This window comes from Janthinobacterium aestuarii, from assembly GCF_046113285.1.
GTDB lineage: Bacteria > Pseudomonadota > Gammaproteobacteria > Burkholderiales > Burkholderiaceae_D > Janthinobacterium.
On the sequence record NZ_CP142524.1, the window covers coordinates 1,252,569 to 1,276,373 of the forward strand.

Here is a 23,805-nt window from a genome sequence, read left to right on the forward strand (position 1 = left end):
CGTCCGATGTCTGAGTCCGCAGCGAGGAATGCCGCATATGAGAATGATTCTCATTATACGATATACGGGGATGCGGCGTTAAGCGGCTTGCCGCACCGTGGCAGGCGTACAACGCTTTGTAGGGCGGCCGGCATCGGTTAACATGGGAAGTTAACAGGGAGGCAAGATGGCTATTCAAGTTATTAATACGGCGCCGGTGGCGGGCCAGCGGCCCGGCACCTCCGGCTTGCGCAAGAAGGTGGCGGTCTTCAGCGCCCCGCAGTACCTGGAAAACTTCGTGCAAAGCGTGTTCGACACGCTGGGAGACTGCCGCGGCCAGACCCTGGTGCTGGGCGGCGACGGGCGTTACTACAACCGCGCCGCCATCCAGACGGTGCTGCGCATGGCGGCCGCGCACGGCTACGCGCGCGTGCTGCTGGGGCAGGGCGGCATTTTGTCGACGCCGGCCGTCAGCTGCGTGATCCGCAAGCATGGCGCCAGCGGCGGCATCATCCTGTCGGCCAGCCATAATCCGGGCGGCCCCGATGGCGATTTCGGCATCAAGTACAACATCTCCAATGGCGGCCCGGCGCCCGAAAAGGTCACGGAAGCCATGTTTGCGCGCACGCAAACGCTCACCGAATACCGCATCAGCGACGCGGCCGACATCGACCTCGACGCCTTGGGCACTGTGCGCATCGAGCAGATGACGGTCGAAGTGATCGACCCCGTGCTTGATTACGCTGAACTGATGCAGCAGCTGTTCGACTTCGACGCCATCCGCGCCCTGTTCGCAGGCGGCCTGCGCATCTGCTTTGACGGCATGCACGCCGTTTCCGGCCCGTATGCGACGGCCATCCTGGAAGGCATGCTGGGGGCACCCAAGGGCAGCGTCATCAACGGCGTGCCGCTGGAAGACTTCGGCGGCGGCCATCCGGACCCGAATCCCGTCAACGCGCAGGAACTGATCGCGCGCATGGCCGGCGACGATGCGCCCGACTTCGGCGCCGCCTCGGACGGCGACGGCGACCGCAACATGATCGTCGGCCGGCGCTTCGACGTCACGCCATCGGACAGCCTGGCCATCCTGGCCGCCAACGCCACCGTGTCGCCCGGCTACCGTGGGGGCTTGAAGGGTATCGCCCGCTCGATGCCGACGTCGGGCGCGGCCGACCGGGTCGCCAGCGCGCTGGGCATCCCCTGCTACGAGACGCCGACAGGCTGGAAATTCTTCGGCACCCTGCTCGACGCCGGCATGGCCACCCTGTGCGGCGAAGAGAGCTACGGCACGGGTTCGAACCACGTGCGCGAAAAGGATGGCCTGTGGGCCGTGCTGTTCTGGCTTAACCTGCTGGCGGAGAAAAAACAATCGGTGGAAGACATCGTGCGCGCGCATTGGGCCACCTATGGCCGCAACTACTACTCGCGCCACGACTATGAAGACATCGACAGCGCTGGCGCGGCGCAGCTGATGGCGGCCGTGCGCGGCCGGCTGGCCGCCTTGCCGGGCCAGCAGTTCGATGGCTACACGGTGGCGCTGGCCGACGATTTCAGCTACACGGACCCCGTCGACGGTTCCGTGGCGACGCAGCAGGGCATCCGCATCGTCATGACGGACGGCGCGCGCATCGTGCTGCGCCTGTCCGGCACGGGCACCGAGGGCGCCACCCTGCGCCTGTACCTGGAGCGCTACGAGGCCGATCCCGCGCAGCATGACATCCCGACCCAGCAAGCGCTGGCGGGATTGATCGCCGTGGCCGAGCAAGTGGCGCAGATCCGCGCACGCACGGGGCGCGACGCGCCGACGGTGACGACGTAAAAAAAGGGCGCGTAGGTCGGATTAGCGTGGCATCGCCACGCGTAATCCGACGACATTGTCAGCAGCGTTGTCGGATTACGCCCTTTGGGCTAATCCGACCTACTTGTATGATTACGCCTTGCCCGGGACAGCCGCCTGGCGGTAGTTGTCCACCATCTTGTAGCGCTTCGCATACAGGCCGAAGGCCAGCATGGCGACGGCGGCAAAGGCGGCGAAGAAGAACATCTGGAAAGCCGTCACGCTGATGCCGCTCTCGGCGATCTTGCCGATCACGCCTTCATTCATGACGCTGCGGTTGACGATCAGCACCCACAGGTTGCCCACCGTGGTCGACAGGTTCCAGAAGCTCATGATGGCGCCCTTCATCGACACGGGCGCCTGGCTGTACGCAAACTCCAGGCCCGTGGCCGAGACCAGCACTTCGCCGAACGTCAGCAGGGCATACGGCAGGATCTGCCACATGATGGAGACGGCGTTGCCGCTGTCGAGGGCCAGCTGCAGCAAGCCGATGACGATCCACGCCAGCGAGGAAAAGCCGATACCGGCCGTCATGCGGCGCAGGGCCGTCGCTTCCAGGCCGAAGCGGTTGAGCATCGGGTACAGCACCAGGTTGTTGAACGGGATCAGCAGCATCACCAGCATCGGGTTCAGCGCCTGCATCTGCGCCGGCAGGAACCAGCTTGGTTTTTCCATGGTGTTCGCCTGCACGATCCACGTCGAGGCCTTCTGGTCGAACAGCGAGAAGAACGGCGTGACGAGGGCGAAGATGACGAGGATGCGCAGCACGGCGCGCACGCCTTCGACGGCTTCGTCCGGGTGGATGCCGCGCGCGCGTTCCAGCTGCATGGCCGTGCCGATGCTGCCGAAGGCCAGCAGCAAGACCAGCGCCGTACACGCGGAAATCACGAAGCCCCATTCGGGAATGCTGTAGAACGCGTACAGGGCGCCGATCACGCCCACGTAGGCGACGTACAGGCCGGGACGCGAACCGCCGTCGACGCGCGCCAGCAGTGCCGTGCGGGCCACGCGGGTGAACGAATCGGGATTCGGCGGCGCCGGCGGCACGTGCACGTATTTCTTGGCGCCCATCCAGAAGACGACGGTGGCGGCCAGCATCATCAGGCCGGGGATGCCGAAGGCGATCGACGGGCCGAAGTCGCGCAGGAACATCGGCATCAGCAGCGAGGCGAAGAAGGAGCCGAAGTTGATGATCCAGTAGAACAGGTCGAAGACCAGCTTGGCCTTGTGCTTGTTGGTCTGGTCGAACTGGTCGCCGACGAACGAGGCGACGAGCGGCTTGATGCCGCCGGAACCGAAGGCGATCAGGAACAGGCCGAAATAGAAGCCGTTGACGCTGTTTTCAAACAGGGCCAGGCAGGCGTGGCCCGCGCAATACACGAGGCTGAGCCAGAAGATGGTGTTGTACTTGCCGAAGAAGCGGTCGGCCAGCCAGCCGCCCAGCAGCGGGAAGAAATACACGCCGATGACGAAGGTGTGGAACACGTGCTTGGCTTCGCCCGTGCGCTGGTCGATCGGGATCATCAGCAGCAGGGTGCTGATGAGGAATGGCGTCAGGATGTTGCGCATGCCGTAAAAGCTGAAGCGTTCGCAGCCTTCGTTGGCGATGATGTACGGTATTTGCCGCGGCATTTTGCCTGTGGCGGTTTGTGTCTCGGCCGATGACATTGGCTCTCCCCCAAGTTTTTTTTGTAAGCCGCGATGCTAAGGCCTGCCGCGTTTGCTTGCAACAGAAAAAACGGCCTGTCCGCTATTTCGCAGGGATTTGTAAGGTATTGATTTTCATAAAGACATTACTTTCGGCACTTGCGCTTGCACTTGCACACGCCGGGCGCGGCAGCCACAGCTGCATTTGCAGCATGCCGTCCGATGCGGGGCCGTCCGCCAGGGTAAAGCCGCAGCCCAGGTACAGGGTCAATGCCGCGTGGTTGTCCTGCGCCACGGCCAGGCGCAGGCGGGCCAGTTCGGGGATGGCGCAGGCATGGGCGATGGCGGCCTGCAGCAGTTGTCGTGCAGCGCCGCGCCCGCGCGCCTGCGGCGCCACGTATACGCTCCACAGGCTGGCCTTGTCATGCACGACGGCGATCGGTTCGCGGCGCAGGCCGGCAATGCCGATCAATTGATCCTTGTCGAAAGCGCCAAATATTATTTGGTGGGGCGTGATGCGCAAGCGCTCGGCTATCCGTGCCAGCGGCAAGCCGCTCTCCGCCGCGTGCGTGGTGCAGAAGGCGGCGGGCAGTTCGGCGATGCCGGCCAGGCGCAGCGCGCGGTAGGCGGCAACGTCGTCGGGCGTCAGGGGGCGGACAATGATGGCGGACATGTGGGCGAGTATCGGGCTTCGATGCCAGAAAGTAAACCTTGCGTTGCTGCGTTTTCGACCATAAGATATATCTTATTGCGATATATCTTAAGGAATCATCATGTTCCATCTTCTGCACGGGATGCACCCCGTGCGCGCGGCAGCCCATGGCCAGGGCGATGCGCCAGGCACGCCTGGCCATTCCGTTGCCCGCGGACCGAAAATGTTTGACGCGGGCACCTTGCGCTACCTGGTGCTGCAATTGATCGCCGACAAGCCGCGCCACGGCTACGACATCATCAAGGCCATCGAACAGCGCGCCGGCGGCGCGTATGCCCCGAGTCCCGGCGCCATCTATCCGCTCATGCACGGCCTCGTGGGCCACGGCTATGTGGCCGTCAGCCTCGATGGCAACAAGAAGCTGCACAGCATCACGCCCGAGGGACGGGGTTTCCTGGAGGCGAACCGCGCCTATGTCGACGCGATTGCCGCCAGGGTCGATGCGCCGGCCAGCGCGGACGACGATTTGCGCCACCTGATGCACGAACTGAAGGCGGCCGTGCTGGCGCGCGGGCGCGCGGGCGAGCCGGATGCCGGGCGCCTCGATGCCATCCGCGCCATCCTGCGCCAGGCCCGTACCGATATCGAGGCGCTGGCATGACGGCCGCGCCTGTTCCCTTGCTGACGCCGGCGCGCGAGCGCACGATGCTGTGGCTGCTTGCGCTGACGCAATTTACCGTCATCATGGATTTCATGGTGATGATGCCGCTGGCGCCTCAGCTGATGCAGGCGTTCCACATCGGCCCGGCCGCCGTCTCGGGCGCCGTTTCCGCCTACGCCTGGTGCGCGGGCCTGTCCGGCTTGCTGGCGGCCACGTATATCGACCGCTTTGACCGCAAGAAGCTGCTGCTGACCATGTTTTGCCTGTTCACCTTGTCGAACCTCGCTTGCGCGCTGGCGCCGAACTTTTATGTGCTGCTGTGGTCGCGCGCGTTTGCAGGGCTGACGGGCGGCGTGCTGGGCGCCATGGTCATGGCCATCATCGGCGACGTGATTCCTTCCGAGCGGCGCGGCGCGGCCACGGGCATCGTCATGACCTCGTTTGCCATGGCGGCCGTGGGAGGCGTACCCATCGGCGTGGTGCTGGCCGCGCACTTTGGCTGGGCCTCGCCGTTTTTCCTGCTGGTCGTGCTGTCGCTGCTGGTCTGGCTGGGCGCGGCGCGCGTGCTGCCCTCGCTCACGGCGCACATGGGCGCCGCTCCCACGCCGCTGCGCCAGGTGCTGCCGAACCTGCTGGCGCTGTTCCGCGAGCGGCGCCACCTGAAAGCGTTCTCCTTGTCGATTGTCAACATGACGGCCGGCATGCTGGTCATTCCCTTCATTTCGCCCGTGCTCGTGGGCAATATGGGGCTGGCGCCGGCCGATGTCACCTGGGTGTATCTGGCGGGCGGCTGCGCCACGATCTTCACGGCGCGCCTGATCGGCCGCTGGGCGGACCGGGCCGGCAAGCAGCAGGTGTACCGCTGGGTGTCCCTGCTGTCGATTGCGCCGCTGCTGTTCATGACGCACTTGCCCCAGCTGCCGCTGCTGGGGCTGATGCTGGCGTTTCCCTTCTTTATGGCCCTCGTCTCGGGCCGCATGGTGCCGCTGCAGGCGCTGCTGACGACCATCCCGGAACCGCACAAGCGGGGCGCGTTTCTCAGCGCCAATTCGGCTCTGCAAAGCTTTGGCAGCGGCCTGGGCGCCTGGCTGGGCGGCCTGACCCTGCAGACGGATGCGGCCGGCCACATCAGCGGCTACGGCATCAATGGCTGGCTGGCGGCGGGCTTGTCGCTGTGGACGGTGTGGTGGGTGGCGCGCGTGCGCGGCGCGCCGCCGCAGGGCGCGCCGGCGTAGGCAGTTACTGCGTGGCGATGCGCTGCATGGGCGCATTGTCCTTGCGCCATTGTTCCAGGCTGATCAGCTCACCGCTGACGACGTCATCGACGAGGATGCGCTTGCCATCCTGGGAGACGACGAAACTCTCCCAGCGGTGCGCCGCGTCCGGCGTGTTTTCCACAAAGTTCAGGTCATAGTAGGGCTTGCCATCGATGAGACGCACGTCGGGCGACGTTTCCATCACGGCGCCGTGGGCGCGGCCGCCCGAAGCCTTTTCGATATGCGCCGACCAGGCCTTGATTTCCGGCAATGCCATCAGCGCATCGACGGCGCGCGCGCTCTGTTCTGGCGCCGCCTGGCTGCTCGCGGCCGGGGCATTGGTGCCGTGCGGCGCGCCTTGCTGGTGCAGGTAGAAAGCGCCGAGCCCGGCGGCCAGCAAGCCGGCCAGGATGCCGGCGATGATGGTGGTTTTGGAAGAAGAGGCGCGTGGCTGCATGATGGTGGCGTGAGAAAGAGGGACGATGGCGGCCATGCTAAAGCAAAACGTGCAGGCGGGCAATCGTTGAAATTTCTAAAAAGCAAGACGAAAAAAAGCCACCTTCCGTGGGAGGTGGCTTTCGGGGCCGCCGGGGAGGCGCTGGCAGCTTTTGGCCTGCCAGCCCTGTCCCGGCGTATGCGGCCAGGTGCGCCGTCGCCTGCGCGACTGGCCGCAGGACATTACATCATGCCGTCCATGCCGCCCATGCCGCCCATACCACCCATGCCGCCGCCCATGCCGCCGGCTGCCTTGTCGTCAGCGATTTCGCAGACCATGCAGTCGGTCGTCAGCATCAGCGAAGCGATCGAAGCGGCGTTTTGCAGCGCCGAACGGGTCACTTTGGCTGGGTCCAGAACGCCCATTTCCACCATGTCGCCATACGTGCCGTTGGCAGCGTTGTAGCCGTAGTTGCCCGCGCCAGCCAGGACGGCTGCCACGACGACCGAAGCTTCTTCGCCGGCGTTTTGCACGATCATGCGCAGCGGCTCTTCCATTGCGCGCAGGACGATCTTGATACCAGCGTCTTGATCAGGATTGTCGCCCTTGACCGTGATGTTGGCGCGTGCGCGCAGCAGGGCTACGCCGCCGCCTGGCACGATGCCTTCTTCCACGGCAGCGCGCGTGGCGTGCAGTGCATCTTCAACGCGGGCTTTCTTCTCTTTCATTTCGACTTCGGTGGCTGCGCCAACCTTGATCACGGCAACGCCGCCAGCCAGTTTGGCCACGCGCTCTTGCAGTTTTTCACGGTCGTAGTCCGAGGTCGCTTCTTCGATCTGTACACGCACTTGTTTCACGCGTGCTTCGATCGAGGCAGCTTCGCCGGCGCCATCGATGACGATGGTGTTTTCCTTGCCCACTTCGATGCGTTTCGCCTGACCCAGTTCGGCCAGGGTCACTTTTTCCAGGGTCAGGCCGACTTCTTCAGCGATCACCTGGCCGCCCGTCAGGACAGCGATGTCTTCCAGCATGGCTTTGCGGCGGTCGCCGAAGCCTGGTGCTTTCACTGCGCAGGTTTTCAGGATGCCGCGGATGTTGTTCACAACCAGGGTAGCCAGCGCTTCGCCTTCGATGTCTTCCGCGATGATCAGCAGTGGACGGCCAGCCTTGGCGACTTGTTCCAGTACCGGCAGCAGGTCACGGATGTTCGAGATTTTCTTGTCGCACAGCAGGACGAATGGGCTGTCCAGGACGGCAACTTGCTTCTCTGGGTTGTTGATGAAGTATGGCGACAGGTAGCCGCGGTCGAACTGCATGCCTTCAACGATGTCCAGCTCGTCGTTCAGCGACTTGCCGTCTTCTACCGTGATGACGCCTTCTTTGCCGACTTTTTCCATCGCTTCAGCGATACGCTCGCCGATCGAGTAGTCCGAGTTTGCCGAGATCGCGCCAACCTGGGCGATTTCCTTGGTCGTGGTGCAAGGACGGGCGATTTTCGCCAGTTCTTCGACGGTCGCTGCAACAGCTTTGTCGATACCGCGCTTCAGGTCCATCGGGTTCATGCCGGCGGCAACGAACTTCATGCCTTCGCGCACGATGGCTTGGGCCAGTACGGTCGCGGTGGTGGTGCCGTCGCCGGCGTTGTCGCTGGTGCGGGAAGCCACTTCCTTGACCATTTGCGCGCCCATGTTCATGAGCTTGTCTTTGAGTTCAACTTCTTTCGCTACCGACACGCCGTCCTTGGTGACGGTAGGGGCGCCGAACGAGCGCTCCAGCACGACGTTGCGGCCTTTCGGGCCCAAGGTGACTTTGACTGCGTTGGCGAGGATGTTGACGCCTTCGACCATCTTGGCGCGCGCTGCGTCGCCGAATACTACTTCTTTAGCTGCCATGTTCAATTCTCCTGAGTTTCGGGATGTATCTGTCTACAACGTGGAAACAATTACTTGACGACGATCGCCATGATGTCTTCTTCGCGCATGACCAGCAGCTCATCGCCGTCAACTTTGACGGTTTGGCCGGCGTACTTGCCGAACAGGACGCGGTCGCCCACTTTGACATCCAGAGGACGGACTTTGCCGTCGTCGAGAATCTTGCCATTGCCTACGGCAAGGACTTCGCCTTGATCCGGTTTTTCAGCAGCTGCATCAGGAATGATGAGGCCGGACGCAGTCTTGGTTTCCTGGTCGAGGCGTTTGACGATGACGCGATCGTTCAATGGGCGCAGATTCATACAAAACTCCTTAAAGTTCAATGGATAGGTGTTGCTAAATGAATACATGCCTGGCACAGCGCCAGGCGTGCTTTCAGTGACCGCCGTTGAAAGCAGCCCGCAACGGTCAAGCAAACCCCATGGCATCGGGTGCATGCCGGCGCTGGGCAGTGGTGGCATCGCGGCGTCGCCCGCCGCGTAGCGTTCCCTGCTGTTGCCCGGCAGACACCATCATGTCTTGAGGATTGCTACGAAAGAGTTTGTTAGCACTCTCTACTAACGAGTGCTAATTATAGGGACGGTAGGGGGCTTATTCAAGGGCTTATTCTCCGGGAAGATAAGCTTGGACGTTCTGCGCAGCCTGCATTTACGCAGGGTTTGCGCAAACGCAAGCCTCGTTCCCGGGCGTCAGCAACAGGCGCGACTCTAGCATGCCCGTCAGGCGAACGGCGTTCCTGTACGCACAGGAAACAGAGTTTTGCTATGGACTTTGATAAGATGATTGCAATTGCATATCAATATTCCCCTGTACCAGAAAGCACACCATGCCATCGACTCTTTCCCGTCCCGCCCTGCGCCTGCTCGGTGCCGCCCTCGTCGGCCTCGCCTGCCTGGGCAATGCCGCCGCGCAAACGCCCACGATTCTCGACGAGATCACCGTGGCGACCCTGACGCCGCTGGAAAAGGACATGCTGCTCAACGAGCTGTTCAACGACCTCAACAAGGACGACGACGACCAGGAAGCGCATGTGTGGGACAACGGCGGCGACCGTGGCGTGCGGGTGAAAGTCACATATAACTTCAGCAACTCCGGCATGACGGAACACAGCCTGAAGGCGCACATCTGCCGCGACCTGAAATTCGTCGTCACGGCGGGCGACAAGTCGCAAGACCTGAGCCGCCGTACGTGTTCGCAGAACAGCGGCCGTTGGGATGTGCAGGGCAAGGACCCGGCGCCCGTCGTGTATCCGCCTTTCCTGTCCGACGTGACCATCGCCAGGCTGAATGCGAAGGAACAGAAATCCTTGCTGACGGCCGCCGTGCGCACCTTGAAAGATGAAGAGGATGGCAAGAGCCGTGAATGGAGCAACAAGGGGCTGGGCAATGCCGTGCCCTTGCGCGTCACTTTGACGCCCTCGCGGACGGACGCCAAACCTGGCAGCTACCACCGTACTTGCCGCGACTTGACGATGGTGCTTGATGGCAAGAGCGGCAAGCAGGAATTGACGCGCCGCTCGTGCGAAAACCGCTATGGCGCTCTCGATATCGAACCCGATTACGTCGACGAGTAAAACGCTGGCATCGCGGCGCCGGCGGATGCGTGCAGATGGCGAAAAGCGCCGGAAAAAGCGTGTATTTCACGGCAACTGACCTGCATTGATGTAAATATGTGTGACAGCGGCGTGATTCGATTGACGCCCATGGAGCGTCCGCCCTATAGTGGCGGGATGATTTCCGAATTCAACGAATTATCCGACAAAATAGGCCTGCTGGCCGAAATGACCCATGCGCTGCGTCGTGAAAACGCGCAACTGCGCAAGGACAATGCCGCGCTGGCCGCCGAGAACGCCCTGTATGTGCAACGCATGCGCGAGGCGCAGGAGCGGGTCGAGGCGTTGCTGGAAAAAATTCCCGAACTGGTGCAAGCCGGCCTGGAGCAAGCCGCTTCGGAGGCGGGCGCCTATATTGCCGAGAACGAGAAGGAAGCGTAATGCCGCGTGTTGATGTCAATATCATGGGCCAGTCCTACAGCATGGTGTGCCGCGACGGCGAAGAGCGCGCGCTGCGCGAAGCGGCGATCTATCTCGATAGCAAAATGAAAGCCATCCGCGACGCGGGCAAGGTCAAGGGCAATGACCGCATCGCCGTGCTGGCCGCCCTGGGCGTGGCCGCGGAATTCCTTTCCGTGAAGTCGCCGCAAGGTCCGCTGTCGGAACTGACGATCCTGGAAGTGAAGCAAAAGATCTCGGCCATGCACACCGTTCTGGACAGCGCATTGACGCCCCAGGAAAACCTTTTTTAAGCGGACACGGTACGATTTGTCTTTGCGATGCGCGATCAAAGGAGTAAACTTGGGTCTACCCTGCGGTGTTCGCGATTGCCATATATTCCTTGAACCATTTATGCGCATCGGTTGCGAATTTTGTTTGATGGGAGTGAGCGTCGCTCGTTCGACGAACCCGAAATTGAACTAACGTGACCACCTTGAACCGTTTGGTTCGGGATGCCGGCATAGCGGCACAGGCGGGGCCCAATTTGCATTACATTTGTAAGTACAACTGAAAACGGTTGCCGCATCCTGCGCAACCGTTTTTTTTACGTCTGGCGCTTTCACACGGAGTCTGCATGAAACAATACTGGCTGATGAAATCCGAACCCGATGAAGTGAGCATCGACGACCTGATGGCCGCGCCCGGGCACACCATGCCCTGGTTCGGCGTGCGCAACTACCAGGCGCGCAACTTCATGCGCGACGGCATGCAGGTCGGCGATGGCGTGCTGTTTTATCACTCGAGCTGCCCGCAGCCGGGCGTGGCGGGCGTGGCCGAAGTGGCCAGCGGCGCGTATCCCGATCACAGCCAGTTTGAAGAGGGCGGCAAGTATTTCGATGCCAAGGCCACGCAGGAACAGCCGCGCTGGATCAGCGTCGACGTGCGGGGCCTGAAGAAGACGGCGCTGTTGCCCCTGTCCGAGATGCGCCAGATGCCGGAGCTGGAAGACATGCTGCTGCTCAAGAAGGGCAGCCGGCTGTCCATCACGCCGGTAACGCCGGCGCAATGGAAAGTGATTACAAGCAGGTTACAGGCTTAAACTGTTCATCAGGCAGCGCGGGCCTTGGTGGGCGGCGTGCCCATCACCTGGCTTTTATATGCCCACACCAGCAGCGCGATGGCGCCGACGATCATGGGCAAGGACAGCATCTGGCCCGACGTGATCGGCACGCCCAGCCACACGACTTCCCAGTCCGGCGTGCGGAAGTATTCCGTGAAGAAGCGCGCGCAGCCGTACAACAGGGTGAACATGGCGCCCACGGCCATGCGCGGACGCTGCTTGCGCGCAAACAGCCACAGGATGATGAACACCAAAATGCCATCGACCAGCATCTGGTAGATCGGCGACGGGTGCACGGGATACGGAATGCCCGGCCATTGCATGGCCCACGGCAGGGTTTCCGGGGCGATGCGGCCCGGCAGTTCGGCATTGATGAAGTTGCCCAGGCGGCCCGCGGCATAGCCGAGCGGCACCAGCGGCGCGATGAAGTCGAGCACGTCGAACAGGTTGCGGCCCGCCTTGCGGCTCCACAAGTACATGGCCAGGATGACGCCGAGGAAGCCGCCATGGAAGGACATGCCGCCATGCCAGACCATGAAGATCTCGAGCGGATTGTGCAGGAAGTATTCGGGACGGTAGAACAGTACTTCGCCCAGGCGCCCGCCGATCACTACGCCCAGCATGCCGTAGAACAGCATGTCGTCGAGGTCTTCCTTCTTCCAGCCCAGCACGGCGATATGCGGCTGCTTGATGCGCACGCGGCCCAGGATAATGAACAGGGCAAAGGCCAGCACATACATCAGGCCGTACCAGTGCACGGCAAGCGGACCGATCTGGATGGCTATCGGGTCGGGCATCGGGTGTATCAGCATGGGGTTTCTTTCTTTGTTTAAAGCCAAGGTTGCGTAGTATGGGGGCGCTGGCGGTTTTTTGCCTTAGCGGCCACTTAATTTAATCGGCGGCAGCGCTGATCTGCTTGCGCAGCAGCGCCAGGAAACCTTGCAGCACGGCGGACGGATTGTCGCGGCGCCAGGCCAGGCCAGTTTCCACCAGCGGCGTGGCGTCCTGCAGCGGCCTGTATTCTACGCCCGGGCGCATCAGATTCGATACCGATTGTGGCACAAGCGCGATGCCCATGCCAGCCGAGACGAGGCTGACGATGGTTTGCATCTGGATCGCTTCCTGGCCGATCTGCGGCGTGATGCCGGCCGCGCGGAACACGCCGAGGATCGCGTCGTGCAGGGCAGGCGAGATCGCGCGCGGAAAAATAATCAGGGGCAGGGGCGGCAGGTCGCGCAGGCGCACGGGGCCCGGCGTGTTCAGGATGGCGAGGCCGGACGGCGCGGCCAGCACCAGCGGCTCGGCCAGCACGGGCAGGTAATCGAGCTCCCCTTTCGCCTTCTCGGGCAGGGGCGGGATCAACAGGCCCGCATCCGTGCGCCCGTCCAGCAGTTCATCGAGCTGCAGGTCCGAGGTGGCTTCCTGCAGCGCGATCTGCACTTGCGGATAGGCCGTCTGGTAGGCGCGCAGCAGGGGTGGCAGCACGCTGTAGTCGGCCGAGGAGACAAACGCCAGGCTCAGACGACCCGCCTCGCCCTGCGCGGCGCGCCGCACCAAGGCGGGCAAGTCTTGCGCCTGCGCCAGCAGCCGGCGCGCCTCGGGCAGCAGGGCCGTGCCGGCCGGCGTCAGCTGCACTTCGCGGCGCGTGCGCACGAACAGCGGTGCGCCCAGCTGTTCTTCCAGGGCCATGATGGTTTGCGACAGGGGCGGCTGCGTCATGTGCAGGCGCGCGGCCGCGCGGCCGAAGTGCAGCTCCTCGGCGACGGTGACGAAATAGCGCAGCTGGCGCAGTTCGAGGTTCATATGCGTTTCCATGCAGATTGATTGCTGTGATATGCAAAACGACTCACAGGCACGTGCATCATATATTTGACAGTGGGGCGCGCGCAAGGCAATCTGGCGTACCCCCACTGTATGCAGGGTTTTGCTGGAAATCCGCGCAGTCAGGCATCAATCATCCTTGGAAGGACCCCATCATGCCGCAATACCGCTCCCGCACCACCACCCACGGCCGCAACATGGCTGGCGCCCGCGCCCTGTGGCGCGCCACCGGCATGAAGGACGGCGACTTCGACAAGCCGATCATCGCCGTCGTCAACTCGTTTACCCAGTTCGTGCCCGGTCACGTGCACCTGAAAGACCTGGGACAGATGGTGGCGCGCGAGATCGAGGCGGCCGGCGGCGTGGCCAAGGAATTCAACACCATCGCCGTCGATGACGGCATCGCCATGGGCCACGGCGGCATGCTGTATTCGCTGCCTTCGCGCGACCTGATCGCCGATTCCGTCGAATACATGGTCAACGCCCACTGCGCCGACGCCATGGTCTGCATCTCGAACTGCGACAAGATCACGCCGGGCATGCTGATGGCCGCCATGCGTATCAATATCCCCGTCGTGTTTATTTCCGGCGGGCCCATGGAAGCGGGCAAGGTCGTCAAGGTGGTCAACGGCACGCAGAAGATCATCAAGCTGGACCTGGTCGACGCCATGATCAAGGCGGGCGACAGCACCGTCTCCGACGCCGACGTGGCCGAGATCGAACGTTCGGCCTGCCCGACCTGCGGTTCCTGCTCCGGCATGTTTACGGCCAACTCGATGAACTGCCTGACCGAGGCGCTGGGCCTGGCCCTGCCCGGCAACGGCACGATTCTGGCCACGCACTCGGACCGCCAGCAGCTGTTCCTGCGCGCGGGCCGTCTGATCGTGGAACTGGCCAAGCGCCATTACGAGCAGGACGATTACTCGGTGCTGCCCCGTTCCATCGCCACCAAGGCCGCGTTTGAAAACGCCATGGCGCTCGACGTCTCCATGGGCGGCTCGACGAATACCGTGCTGCACCTGCTGGCCGCCGCGCACGAGGCGGAAGTGGAATTCACGATGGCCGACATCGACCGCATTTCGCGCAAGGTGCCTTGCCTGTGCAAGGTGGCGCCGATGACGGACAAATACCATATCGAAGACGTGCACCGCGCGGGCGGCATCGTGGGCATTTTGGGCGAACTGGCGCGCGCCGGCCTGCTCAACACGACTTTGCCGACGATCCACGCGCCGACCCTGGCCGACGCCATCGCGCAAAACGACATCATGTGCACGGATAACCCCGCCGTGCATGAACTGTTCCGCGCCGCGCCGGGCGGCGTGCCGACGCAGACGGCGTTTTCGCAGTCCGAGCGCTTCGCTGCCGTCGACACGGACCGCAGCACGGGCTGCATCCGCGACAAGGCCCACGCCTACTCGCAGGATGGCGGCCTGGCCGTCTTGTATGGCAATCTGGCGGAAAAGGGCTGCATCGTCAAGACGGCGGGCGTCGACGAAAGCATCTTGAAATTCTCGGGCAAGGCGCGCGTGTTCGAAAGCCAGGACGCGGCCGTCGCTGCCATCCTGGAAGACACCGTGCATGAAGGCGACGTCGTCATCATCCGCTACGAAGGCCCGAAAGGCGGCCCCGGCATGCAGGAAATGCTGTATCCGACCTCGTACATCAAGTCCAAGGGCCTGGGCAAGGCGTGCGCGCTGTTCACGGACGGGCGCTTCTCGGGCGGCTCCTCGGGCCTGGTGATCGGCCACGCCTCGCCGGAAGCGGCCGAAGGCGGTGCCATCGGCCTGGTGGAAGAGGGCGATTTCATCGACATCGACATCCCCGAGCGCACCATCAACCTGCGCATCACGGCTGCCGAGCTGGCCGCGCGCCGCGCCGCCATGGAAGCGAAGGGCGACGCGGCCTGGCTGCCCGTCGACCGCGAGCGCTACGTGTCGCAGGCGCTGCAGGCGTATGCCGCGCTGACGACGTCGGCCGACCGGGGCGCCGTGCGGGATCTGTCGCAGCTGAAAAAACGCTGATCTGTTGCGTCAGTACGACGGCCGGCCCCGTTTGACGATGCGGGGCCGCCTGTCGTTACATCGCCTTACAAACAACATGGTCATGGGCGCGCAGATGGGGCAGAATAGCTATGCCTTCTGACGACATTGCGTGACTACATTGAAACGCTTGATCTGGGCTCGTGGTGCATCTGCGGAAACACAGTAAAATGCCGCAGGAAGTAACTTTGGAGAAAAGACAATGAAACGTTTTATGTTGGTGAGTGTATTGACCGTATCGGCTCTGGCATCGCAAGCAGCGTTGGCCAATCCGGACCTGGCGAAAGCAAAGAACTGCATGGCTTGCCATGCGGTGAGCACGAAACTGGTGGGCCCTGCGTTCAAGGACGTGGCTGCCAAGTACGCTGGTCAGAAAGACGCGGAAGCCAAGCTCGCGGCGAAAGTCATGAAGGGCGGTTCCGGCACCTGGGGCGCGATCCCGATGCCAGCCAACCCGCAAGTGAGCGATGCGGAAGCCCATACCCTGGTTAAATGGGTACTGGCACAGAAATAATCTGTGCCGCAGTACCTGCAATTAGCGCGCCGGCAATCCCGGCGCGTTTTTTTTGCCCGCTGCCTTATGCAGATTGCCCATGCCCTCCAGTGTCGCCCGCACCGCCTCGTCGAGCGGCGTATGCGGCTCCTGGCCCAGCACGGCCAGCAGCCGCGCATTGTCCATGGACAAGGGCGCTTGCCACAGATAGCGCATCTCGCGCATTTCGCGCAAGGTCGCCACGAACGGCGACGCCAGCGCCACCAGCCACCACGGAAAACGCCGGATGGCGGGCGCCGCTCCTGTCGCCTGTTGCACCACGCGGACAATCGCCCCCGTCATTTGCCGGCCGTCGTGGTCCCAGTGGCCGGCCATGTGAAAGCGCGCAAACGCGGGCAAGGTGGCGCGTAAAGCCAGCAATTGCACCATCGTGCGCGCTACGTCGGGCAGGTAGGACCACTGGTGGCCCACGCCGGGTGCGCCCGGATACAGCACCTTGCGCACGGGTTGGCCCGGTTTCACCAGTCCCTGCGAAAACCAGTTATTGCCGGCACGGGGACCGAAGAAGTCGCCCGCGCGCACGATCAGCACGCGCGCGCCGTGCGTGCTGGCCCGTTCCAGCCGTGCTTCCAGTTCCACGCGGATGGCGCCCTTGCGCGTGAGCGGACGTTGCGGCGCGTCTTCCGCCAGCACGGGAAAGGCGTCCGGGCCGAAGTTGTACACGGTGCCGGGCAGCGCGATGGTGGCGCCTTCGGCCGTCGCCGCGGCAATCGTGTTGTCGAGCATGGGCAGCACCAGCTGGCCCCAGTTCCGGTAGCCGGGCGGGTTGACGGCGTGCACGATGACGGCGCAGCCTTTGGCGGCCGCCAGCATGTCAGTGCGCGACAGCGCGTCGCCGCGCAGCCACTCGATGTTATCTCGCCGTGGCGATGGCGTTTCTCCCCGCGTCAGGGCGCGCACCTGCCAGCCCGCCGTCAGTAGCTGGCGCACCATCTCGCCGCCGATGCCGCCTGTGGCGCCCAGTACCAATACTGTTTTCGTGTTCTCCATCATGACCTCCGTGTGGTTGATGGTGCCAGTATCTGCCGCGCAAGGCTAATTGGGAATTGACGAACATCGCGTACAAGCTATACATTTATGTATGACCAAGTTGACGCCATGAACCCATCCATTGCCTGGGAATACTACCGCTCCTTGCTGGCCGTGCTGAAGCACGGTTCGCTCTCCGGCGCGGCCCGCGCGCTGGGCATCACGCAGCCCACCGCCGGCCGACACATCGCGGCCCTCGAACAGGCGCTGGGCGCGACGCTGTTCACGCGCTCGCAGCAGGGCTTGCTGCCCACGGAAGTGGCCCTGGCGCTGCGTCCCCATGCGGAAACCATGGAGCACACGGCGGCCCTGATGGAACGCGCCGCCAGCAGCCAGGGGCAGGGCGTGGCCGGCGTCGTGCGCATCGCGGCCAGTGAAGTCGTGGGCGTGGAAGTGCTGCCGCCCATCCTGGCCCGCCTCCGCGCGCGCCATCCGGGCCTGACCATTGAATTAGTATTAAGCAACAAGGTGCAGGATTTGCTGCGCCGCGAGGCGGACATTGCCGTGCGCATGCTGCGGCCGCGCCAGGAGCAGCTGGTGGCGCGCAAGGTAGGCGAGATCGAACTGGGCCTGCATGCGCACGCCGATTATCTGGCGCGCCATGGCACGCCGGCGCGATTGCTTGATCTGGCGCAACACGCCGTCATCGGCTACGACGAGGCGAGTCCCTTCGTGCGCAACGCGGGCGCGGCCTTCCAAGGATTTTCGCGGGAAAACTTTGCCTGGCGCAGCGACAGCGACCTGGCGCAATTGGCCCTGATACGGGCGGGTGCCGGCATCGGCGTGTGCCAGGCAGGACTGGCGGCGCGCGATCCGGCCTTGCGGCGCGTGTTGCCGCAAGCGTTTTCGCTGCCGATGGAAACCTGGGTCACCATGCATGAAGACTTGCGCGGCAGCCTGCGCTGCCGCGCCACCTTCGACGCGCTGGCCGAAGGTTTACGCGATTACGTGGCTGAGCAGCCGCTTACTTGACGACTTCCATCTTGGTTTTCTTGCCATCCCGGTAGGTGAACAAGGTCAGCGCGCCATCCTTGATGTCGCCGTTGGCGTCGAATGAGATCGGACCCGTCACACCCTGGTAGTGCACCTTGGCCAGATACGGCAGGTAGACGGACGGTTTCGACGATTTCGCATCCTGCATGGCGGTGGCCATGGTCATCACGGCATCGTAGACGTATGGCGCGTACAGCTGCACTTCCATATTGTATTTCTGCTTGTAGCGGGCGCGGAAATCGTCCATGCCTTTTTGCTGTGCGCCCGTCACGCCGCCCGCTTCCGCGCAGGTGACCATGTCTTCGCCCACGGCGTCGCCCGCCAGTTTGCCCAGCGGTTCCGTGCACAGGCCGTCGCCGCCCATGAACTTGGCCTTGATGCCCAGCGCCTTCATCTGGCGCAGCATGGGGCCGCCCACGGAATCCATGCCGCCAAAGAAGATCAGGTCGGGATTTTTCGACTTGATGCTGGTCAAAATCGCATTGAAGTCCGTCGCGTTGGCATTGGTAAATTCCTTGCCGACGATTTGCACGCCAGGTGCCGCCTTCTTGGCGCCCTTGACGAACTGTTCCGCCACGCCCTGGCCGTAGGCCGTGCGGTCGTCGATGACGGCGATTTTCTTCGCCTGCAGCTTGCCCACGGCATACGCACCCAGGGTGCCCCCCAGCTTGTTGTCATTGGCCACGACGCGGAAGGCCGTGTTGAATTTTTGCTGGGTATAGGTCGGGTTGGTGGCGGCCGGCGAAATCTGCGGGATGCCGGCATTGAAGTAAATGCGCGAGGCGGGAATCGTCGTGCCCGAGTTCAGGTGGCCGACGACGCCGTTGACCTTGGCATCGACCAGCTTTTGCGCCACGGCCGTGCCCTGTTTGGGATCGGCCGCGTCATCTTCGGGCACCAGCACGAATTTCACGGCTTTGCCGTCGATCTTGAAGCCTTTGGCGTTCAAATCCTCGATGGCCATCTTGGCCGCGTTCTCGTTATCCTTGCCCAGGTGGGAGCTGGCGCCAGAGACCGGGGCGACGTGGCCGATCTTGATGATTTCCTGCGCGCCCGCATGGCCGGCAAAGGCGAGGGCGAGGGCGAGAGGAAGGACTTTGGTCTTGAGCAGCATAAACATTCTCCAATGGATAAAGATACGGCGGCGTCTCGTGAAAACCGCTTCGAATGGCGGTACGTGTGAAGAAAGGTACAACAAAAAACAGGCGGCGCAAAGCCGCATTTCGGGCTTTTTACATTTTGTCGCAACAATCACCAAAGTGAGGCGCGATGCACCGATTTCGCAGGCGCGAGCGCACCAAAGAATGGCGTTGGAGGAAAGAATAGGGTAGGTCGGGCAGGTCGGGGTAGGTCGGGTTAGCGCGCAGCGCGTAACCCGACATTGCGCGGCATGCTCATAACCCAACGGCAAGGACGGGGAATGCCGGGGTCAGACCCGTCGGGTCTGACCCCAGATTTTTGTCGGTGGTGAAATGGTCGCAACGACAGGTGTGTGCTTACTGAGCCGGCGGATGCAGATGCCCGAGCTCATGGCTGACCGCATGCGCAACGATCTGTTCCAGCGACTGCTGCAAATCTTCGCGCAGGGCGCCGCGCATGCCGATCAGGGCGTTTTGCAGGGCCGTCTGCAGCACGTGGGCGATGCGCTCTTCCAGCAAATGGTCGATCTTGCCCTGCACTTGATGCAGGATGCGCTGTGTGAGCCGCTGTTCGATGGCGTCCCAGTCGGGCTGCGCCGCCGCTGGCGGCAACGCCGGCGCTTCCTCGACGGCAGGCGCCGCTGCGGCGGGCGCGACGGCCTCGGCCACTTCCGGCCCCAGCAGCACCTCCGTCAGCAGGGGGATGCCCTGGTCGAATGGCTGCTGGCTCATGCTTTACCCGCGACGAAATGCGTCGGCTGCACGTCTTGCTGGCGGTAGTGCAGGAAGCGCTGGCGGCCCGCCTGCGCATCCTGTTCATCCATGGAGACGATCTCGAAGACGCGCTGGAAATCGGCGTAATTGGCGGGCGGCAGCTGCGACAGGTTGACGAGGATGTCGTGGTGCGGCAGCTCGGCCGCCGCGTCATCGGTCAGGATGATGGGCGTTTGCGGGGCCAGCGGGTCGCCGGCCAGCACGTGCGGCAGGAAATCCGTGGCGGAAATGGTCCACATGGCGCTGTTCAAGGCGTCGAGCTGGGTGCCATCTTGCACCAGCACGACCACCTTGTTGCCGGCCATATACGCCTTGCGTGCCAGACGGCAGGCGTAGGCCAGCTTGTCCGGCACGTTGCTGTGAAAATCGACGCGGCTCATGACGGTCAAGCGGCCATGCCGCTGTGGCGCAGCAGGGCGTCGATCGACGGTTCGCGGCCGCGGAAGGCCGTGAACGATTCCAGCGCGGGGCGCGAGCCGCCGACGGACAGGATTTCCTGCAGATAACGCTTGCCCGCCGCCGTGGTGGCGGCCGGTCCCAGCGCCCTGGCTTCCTCGAATGCCGCATAGGCGTCTGCGGACAGCACCTCGGCCCATTTGTAGCTGTAGTAGCCAGCCGCGTAGCCGCCGGAGAAGATATGCCCGAAGGAATTCTGGAAGCGGTTGAAGGCGGGCGGGATGATCAGCGCGAACTTGGCGCGCACGCCGTCGATCAGCTGCTGCACGCTCTGGCCCGTGCCGGCATCGTAGTCATAGTGCAGATGCATGTCTAGCAGGGAGAATTCCACCTGGCGCAGGGTTTGCAGGCCGGACTGGAAATTCTTGGCCGCCAGCATCTTGTCGTACAGCGCGCGCGGCAGCGGCTCGCCCGTGACGGCATGCGCCGTCATGTGTTCGAGCACTTCCCATTCCCAGCAGAAATTTTCCATGAATTGCGACGGCAGTTCGACGGCATCCCATTCGACGCCGGCGATGCCCGACACGCCCAGTTCGTCGACGACGGTGAGCATATGGTGCAGGCCGTGGCCGAACTCGTGGAACAGGGTAATGACTTCATCGTGGGTGAACAATGCAGGCTGTGCCTTGCCGTCGACCACGGCCGGTTCCGTGAAATTGCAGGTCAGGTAGGCGATCGGCGTCTGCACGTGCTGTGCGTCGGCGCGGCGGCCGCGCGCGTCGTCCATCCAGGCGCCGCCGCTCTTGCCGGCGCGCGCATACAGGTCCAGGTAGAACTGGCCCACCAGCTGGCCGTCGCGCTCGATGCGGTAAAAACGCACGTCCGGGTGCCAGACGGGCGCCGTATCCAGTTTGATCTCGACCGCGAACAGGTTCTGGATCTGGCGGAACAGGCCGTCGATCACCTTGTGTTCAGGGAAATATTGTTTGACTTCCTGGGCCGAGAACGCGTAGCGGCGTTCCTGCAGTTTTTCGGAGGCGTACGGCACGTCCCACGCCTGCAGTTCATCGATGCCCAGCTCTTCGCGGGCGAATTGCTTCAGTTCGGCCAGGTCCTTTTCGGCGAACGGACGCGCGCGCTTGGCCAGGTCTTCCAGGAAAGCGATGACTTGCGCCGGCGAAGTGGCCATCTTGGAGACCAGCGACACTTCGGCGAAATTGGCGTAGCCGAGCAGTTGTGCCTCTTCGTTGCGCAGCCGCAACAAGGTGACGATGTTGTGCGTATTGTCCCAGTCCTCTTTCTTGCTGAACACGTCGCCCTGGTCCGATGCCTTGGTGGCGTTGGCGCGGTAGATGGTTTCGCGCAGCGCGCGCTTGTCGGCAAATTGCAGGATCGGGTAATAGGACGGGAAGTGCAGCGAGAATTCATAGCCTTGCTTGCCGGCCTTTTCGGCCGCGGCGCGCGCGGCCGCCTTCACGTCGTCGGGCAAGCCGGCCAGGTCGCTTTCGTTCTCGACCAGCAACTTGTAGTCATTGGTGGCGTCGAGCACGTTTTCGGAAAAACGCGTCGAGACGGCCGCGTGTTCTTCCTGGATGGCGCCGAAGCGCTCTTTCTTGTCCTCGGGCAACTCAGCGCCGCCCAGGCGGAAGTCGCGTACGGCATTCTCGACGATGCGCCGGCGCGCCGGCGACAGGCTGGCGAAAGCGGGGCTGGCCTGCAATTGCTTGTATTTGCCGAAGAGGATTTCGTTCTGGCCCAGCTCGGTCAAGAACTCCGTCACCTTGGGCAGGTTGGCATTGTAGGCGGCGCGCAGTTCGGGCGTATCGATCACGCTATTTAAATGGTTGACGATGCTCCAGGCGCGGCCCAGGGTTTCGGCGATCTGGTCCTGGGGCGCGACGAAGTTGTCCCAGCTCACTTCTTCCATGGGCGCTTCCAGCTGCGCCACCGTGGCGCGTGCCTGGGCCAGGAGGGTATCGATGGCAGGCGTGACATGCTCGTGCGTGATCGCGTCGAAGCGTGGCAGGCCGGAAAAATCAAGCAGGGGATTGGTATTCATCGTCGCTTCCATATATTAAAAGGGGCGGTCATGCCGCCCCGGTGTTGTTACACGCGCTCGGCGGCCTCGACCGTGTTCATGAGCAACATCGTGATCGTCATCGGACCCACGCCACCCGGTACCGGGGTGATGTGGGAGGCGATTTCTTTCACTCCGGCAAAATCCACGTCGCCGCACAGCTTGCCGTCATCGTCGCGGTTCATGCCCACGTCGATGACGATGGCGCCCGGCTTGACCATGTCGGCCGTCAGGGTGTTGCGGCGGCCGACGGCGGCCACGACCACGTCCGCCTGGCGCGTGTACAGGCCCAGGTCCGGGGTCGCACTATGGCAGATGGTGACGGTAGCGTTCGCTTGCAAGAGCAGCAGGGCCATCGGCTTGCCGACCGTGTTGCTGCGGCCGATGACGACGGCGTGCTTGCCGCGCAAGTCGACGCCCGTGCTTTCGATCAGTTTCATGCAGCCGTACGGTGTGCAAGGGCGGAAGCCGGGCAAGCCCGTCATCAGTTCGCCGGCGCTCAGGACGGAATAGCCGTCCACGTCTTTCGTCGTGGCGATCGCTTCGATGACCTTGTGCGGGTTGATGTGCTTGGGCAACGGCATTTGCACGAGGATGCCGTGGATGGCGGGATCGGCGTTCAGGCTGGCGATGCGTGCCAGCAAGTCGGCTTCCGACAGGTCCGCTTCATATTTTTCCAGCACCGAGTGGAAACCCACGTCGCCGCACGCCTTGACCTTGTTGCGGACATATACCTGGCTGGCCGGGTCTTCGCCGACGAGGATCACGGCCAGGCCGGGCTGGGTGCCCTTGGCCGTGAGGGCGGCGGCGCGCGTGGCGATCTCGCTGCGCAGTTTTTGGGAGAGGGCGATTCCGTCGATCAGTTGTGCTGGCATGGTAGGGAGGCTGTGTGGGAGGGAAAAGACAGATTATAAAGCCGGGCGGGGCAAAGGGGCGGTTTTGGCTATGCAAAGGCGTAGCAGCAGCGGGCCGGAGACGCAGGCCCGAAAAAATGCCGATGGCGGCGTTGCAGCTCCTTGCCGTACTGGCGTACTGTCTGCGTCGCTGCGCCTTGCCCTCGACGTTTTTCAGGCCCGCTTGGCCCGGCATAAAAGCGGGCCGGAGACGCGAGCCTGAGAAAATGCCGATGGCGGCGTTGCAGCTCCTTGCCGTACTGGCGTACTGTCTGCGTCGCTGCGCCTTGCCCTCGACGTTTTTCAGGCCCGCTTGGCCCGGCATAAAAGCGGGCCGGAGACGCGAGCCTGAGAAAATGCCGATGGCGGCGTTGCAGCTCCTTGCCGTACTGGCGTACTGTCTGCGTCGCTGCGCCTTGCCCTCGACATTTTTCAGGCCCGCTTGGCCCGGTATGCCTGTGCGGACGACTGGGGCGTTAATGCGTTTTGCTGGTGTGCTGGTGGCCTAGGGAGCGCAAGGGCCTGCGGTTCTTTTGGCGCCGCTTTTGGCACTTTGATCACCCTAATTTCCGGACAGAA

23 protein-coding genes and 1 other RNA gene are annotated in these 23,805 nt (G+C 63.2%); 11 read left to right on the forward strand and 13 right to left on the reverse strand.

Going from position 1 to position 23,805, the window contains the following annotated elements; translation table 11 throughout:
• Positions 1-166 precede the first annotated feature (166 nt).
• Entirely contained in the window at positions 167-1,798 is a 1,632-nt protein-coding gene (locus OX462_RS05625) for an alpha-D-glucose phosphate-specific phosphoglucomutase (RefSeq protein WP_070289196.1), read from the forward strand.
• A gap of 111 nt (positions 1,799-1,909) precedes the next feature.
• Here OX462_RS05625 and OX462_RS05630 read toward each other — a convergent pair whose 3' ends face one another.
• Together OX462_RS05630 and OX462_RS05635 are read right to left on the reverse strand one after the other, a co-directional pair.
• Entirely contained in the window at positions 1,910-3,448 is a 1,539-nt protein-coding gene (locus tag OX462_RS05630) for a POT-type proton-dependent oligopeptide transporter (RefSeq protein ID WP_162995845.1), read from the reverse strand.
• Positions 3,449-3,566: 118 nt separating this feature from the next.
• Complete coding sequence (locus OX462_RS05635; protein WP_409027971.1) at positions 3,567-4,136, reverse strand: GNAT family N-acetyltransferase; 570 nt, start codon at positions 4,134-4,136, stop codon at positions 3,567-3,569.
• 100 nt (positions 4,137-4,236) lie between these two features.
• Between OX462_RS05635 and OX462_RS05640 the strand changes: the two genes are divergently transcribed.
• Both OX462_RS05640 and OX462_RS05645 read left to right on the forward strand, forming a co-directional pair.
• Positions 4,237-4,776, forward strand: a complete 540-nt coding sequence (locus OX462_RS05640) for a PadR family transcriptional regulator (protein WP_070289199.1) — start codon at positions 4,237-4,239, stop codon at positions 4,774-4,776.
• The gene (locus OX462_RS05645; RefSeq protein WP_409027972.1) at positions 4,773-6,011 is read left to right on the forward strand and encodes an MFS transporter; all 1,239 of its coding nucleotides are present in this window, start codon (positions 4,773-4,775) and stop codon (positions 6,009-6,011) included. Before OX462_RS05640 ends, OX462_RS05645 begins: the two co-directional genes overlap by 4 nt.
• A gap of 4 nt (positions 6,012-6,015) precedes the next feature.
• Here OX462_RS05645 and OX462_RS05650 read toward each other — a convergent pair whose 3' ends face one another.
• The 3 genes from OX462_RS05650 to groES all read right to left on the reverse strand — a co-directional run bounded on the left by OX462_RS05650 (position 6,016) and on the right by groES (position 8,701).
• A complete protein-coding gene (locus OX462_RS05650; protein ID WP_254679478.1) occupies positions 6,016-6,525 on the reverse strand; it encodes a hypothetical protein in 510 nt (169 codons plus the stop codon).
• A gap of 185 nt (positions 6,526-6,710) precedes the next feature.
• On the reverse strand, positions 6,711-8,360 hold the full coding sequence (groL, locus tag OX462_RS05655; RefSeq protein WP_070221899.1) for a chaperonin GroEL: 1,650 nt from the start codon (positions 8,358-8,360) through the stop codon (positions 6,711-6,713).
• Positions 8,361-8,410: 50 nt separating this feature from the next.
• The gene (gene groES, locus OX462_RS05660) at positions 8,411-8,701 is read right to left on the reverse strand and encodes a co-chaperone GroES (RefSeq protein ID WP_010400979.1); all 291 of its coding nucleotides are present in this window, start codon (positions 8,699-8,701) and stop codon (positions 8,411-8,413) included.
• A 524-nt stretch (positions 8,702-9,225) separates the two neighbouring features.
• On the opposite strand from groES, the gene OX462_RS05665 reads away from it, so the two are divergent.
• The 5 genes from OX462_RS05665 to OX462_RS05685 all read left to right on the forward strand — a co-directional run bounded on the left by OX462_RS05665 (position 9,226) and on the right by OX462_RS05685 (position 11,491).
• Positions 9,226-9,972: a hypothetical protein gene (locus OX462_RS05665; RefSeq protein WP_409027973.1), complete on the forward strand. Its 747-nt coding sequence runs from the start codon at positions 9,226-9,228 to the stop codon at positions 9,970-9,972.
• A gap of 156 nt (positions 9,973-10,128) precedes the next feature.
• Positions 10,129-10,392 carry a hypothetical protein gene (locus OX462_RS05670; RefSeq protein WP_034747342.1) on the forward strand — a complete coding sequence of 88 codons (264 nt, stop codon included), beginning with the start codon at positions 10,129-10,131 and terminating at the stop codon, positions 10,390-10,392.
• Positions 10,392-10,703, forward strand: a complete 312-nt coding sequence (locus tag OX462_RS05675) for a cell division protein ZapA (RefSeq protein ID WP_034747344.1) — start codon at positions 10,392-10,394, stop codon at positions 10,701-10,703. Before OX462_RS05670 ends, OX462_RS05675 begins: the two co-directional genes overlap by 1 nt.
• Before the next feature lie 54 nt (positions 10,704-10,757).
• A non-coding RNA gene (ssrS, locus tag OX462_RS05680) (6S RNA) lies at positions 10,758-10,935 on the forward strand.
• Positions 10,936-11,026: 91 nt separating this feature from the next.
• Positions 11,027-11,491, forward strand: a complete 465-nt coding sequence (locus tag OX462_RS05685) for an EVE domain-containing protein (protein WP_070289203.1) — start codon at positions 11,027-11,029, stop codon at positions 11,489-11,491.
• Between the two features lie 8 nt (positions 11,492-11,499).
• On the opposite strand, the gene lgt is transcribed toward OX462_RS05685, so the two are convergent.
• Together lgt and OX462_RS05695 are read right to left on the reverse strand one after the other, a co-directional pair.
• Positions 11,500-12,324 carry a prolipoprotein diacylglyceryl transferase gene (lgt, locus tag OX462_RS05690; RefSeq protein WP_099408843.1) on the reverse strand — a complete coding sequence of 275 codons (825 nt, stop codon included), beginning with the start codon at positions 12,322-12,324 and terminating at the stop codon, positions 11,500-11,502.
• A 79-nt stretch (positions 12,325-12,403) separates the two neighbouring features.
• A complete protein-coding gene (locus tag OX462_RS05695; protein ID WP_409027974.1) occupies positions 12,404-13,315 on the reverse strand; it encodes a LysR family transcriptional regulator in 912 nt (303 codons plus the stop codon).
• A gap of 173 nt (positions 13,316-13,488) precedes the next feature.
• On the opposite strand from OX462_RS05695, the gene ilvD reads away from it, so the two are divergent.
• Positions 13,489-15,354: a dihydroxy-acid dehydratase gene (gene ilvD / locus OX462_RS05700; protein ID WP_121670309.1), complete on the forward strand. Its 1,866-nt coding sequence runs from the start codon at positions 13,489-13,491 to the stop codon at positions 15,352-15,354.
• A 220-nt stretch (positions 15,355-15,574) separates the two neighbouring features.
• Positions 15,575-15,886 (forward strand): c-type cytochrome, encoded by a 312-nt coding sequence (locus tag OX462_RS05705; RefSeq protein WP_070221905.1) that lies wholly within the window; start codon positions 15,575-15,577, stop codon positions 15,884-15,886.
• Between the two features lie 21 nt (positions 15,887-15,907).
• Here OX462_RS05705 and OX462_RS05710 read toward each other — a convergent pair whose 3' ends face one another.
• On the reverse strand, positions 15,908-16,915 hold the full coding sequence (locus tag OX462_RS05710; RefSeq protein ID WP_409028731.1) for an NAD(P)H-binding protein: 1,008 nt from the start codon (positions 16,913-16,915) through the stop codon (positions 15,908-15,910).
• Positions 16,916-17,023: 108 nt separating this feature from the next.
• Between OX462_RS05710 and OX462_RS05715 the strand changes: the two genes are divergently transcribed.
• Positions 17,024-17,926 (forward strand): LysR family transcriptional regulator, encoded by a 903-nt coding sequence (locus OX462_RS05715; protein ID WP_409027975.1) that lies wholly within the window; start codon positions 17,024-17,026, stop codon positions 17,924-17,926.
• Here the strand turns inward: OX462_RS05715 and OX462_RS05720 are convergent.
• The 5 genes from OX462_RS05720 to folD form a co-directional block, all read right to left on the reverse strand.
• Positions 17,919-19,061 (reverse strand): branched-chain amino acid ABC transporter substrate-binding protein, encoded by a 1,143-nt coding sequence (locus tag OX462_RS05720; RefSeq protein ID WP_070289205.1) that lies wholly within the window; start codon positions 19,059-19,061, stop codon positions 17,919-17,921. The two genes, OX462_RS05715 and OX462_RS05720, sit on opposite strands and share 8 nt — an antisense overlap.
• Before the next feature lie 382 nt (positions 19,062-19,443).
• A complete protein-coding gene (locus OX462_RS05725) occupies positions 19,444-19,818 on the reverse strand; it encodes a DUF2486 family protein (RefSeq protein ID WP_409027976.1) in 375 nt (124 codons plus the stop codon).
• Complete coding sequence (locus tag OX462_RS05730; RefSeq protein WP_070311793.1) at positions 19,815-20,240, reverse strand: DNA polymerase III subunit chi; 426 nt, start codon at positions 20,238-20,240, stop codon at positions 19,815-19,817. Before OX462_RS05730 ends, OX462_RS05725 begins: the two co-directional genes overlap by 4 nt.
• Positions 20,241-20,245: 5 nt before the next feature.
• Positions 20,246-22,315, reverse strand: coding sequence for a M3 family metallopeptidase (locus OX462_RS05735; protein ID WP_409027977.1), 2,070 nt, complete (start codon positions 22,313-22,315; stop codon positions 20,246-20,248).
• Positions 22,316-22,362: 47 nt separating this feature from the next.
• Positions 22,363-23,208, reverse strand: a complete 846-nt coding sequence (gene folD, locus OX462_RS05740; protein ID WP_070311789.1) for a bifunctional methylenetetrahydrofolate dehydrogenase/methenyltetrahydrofolate cyclohydrolase FolD — start codon at positions 23,206-23,208, stop codon at positions 22,363-22,365.
• Positions 23,209-23,805 lie beyond the last annotated feature (597 nt).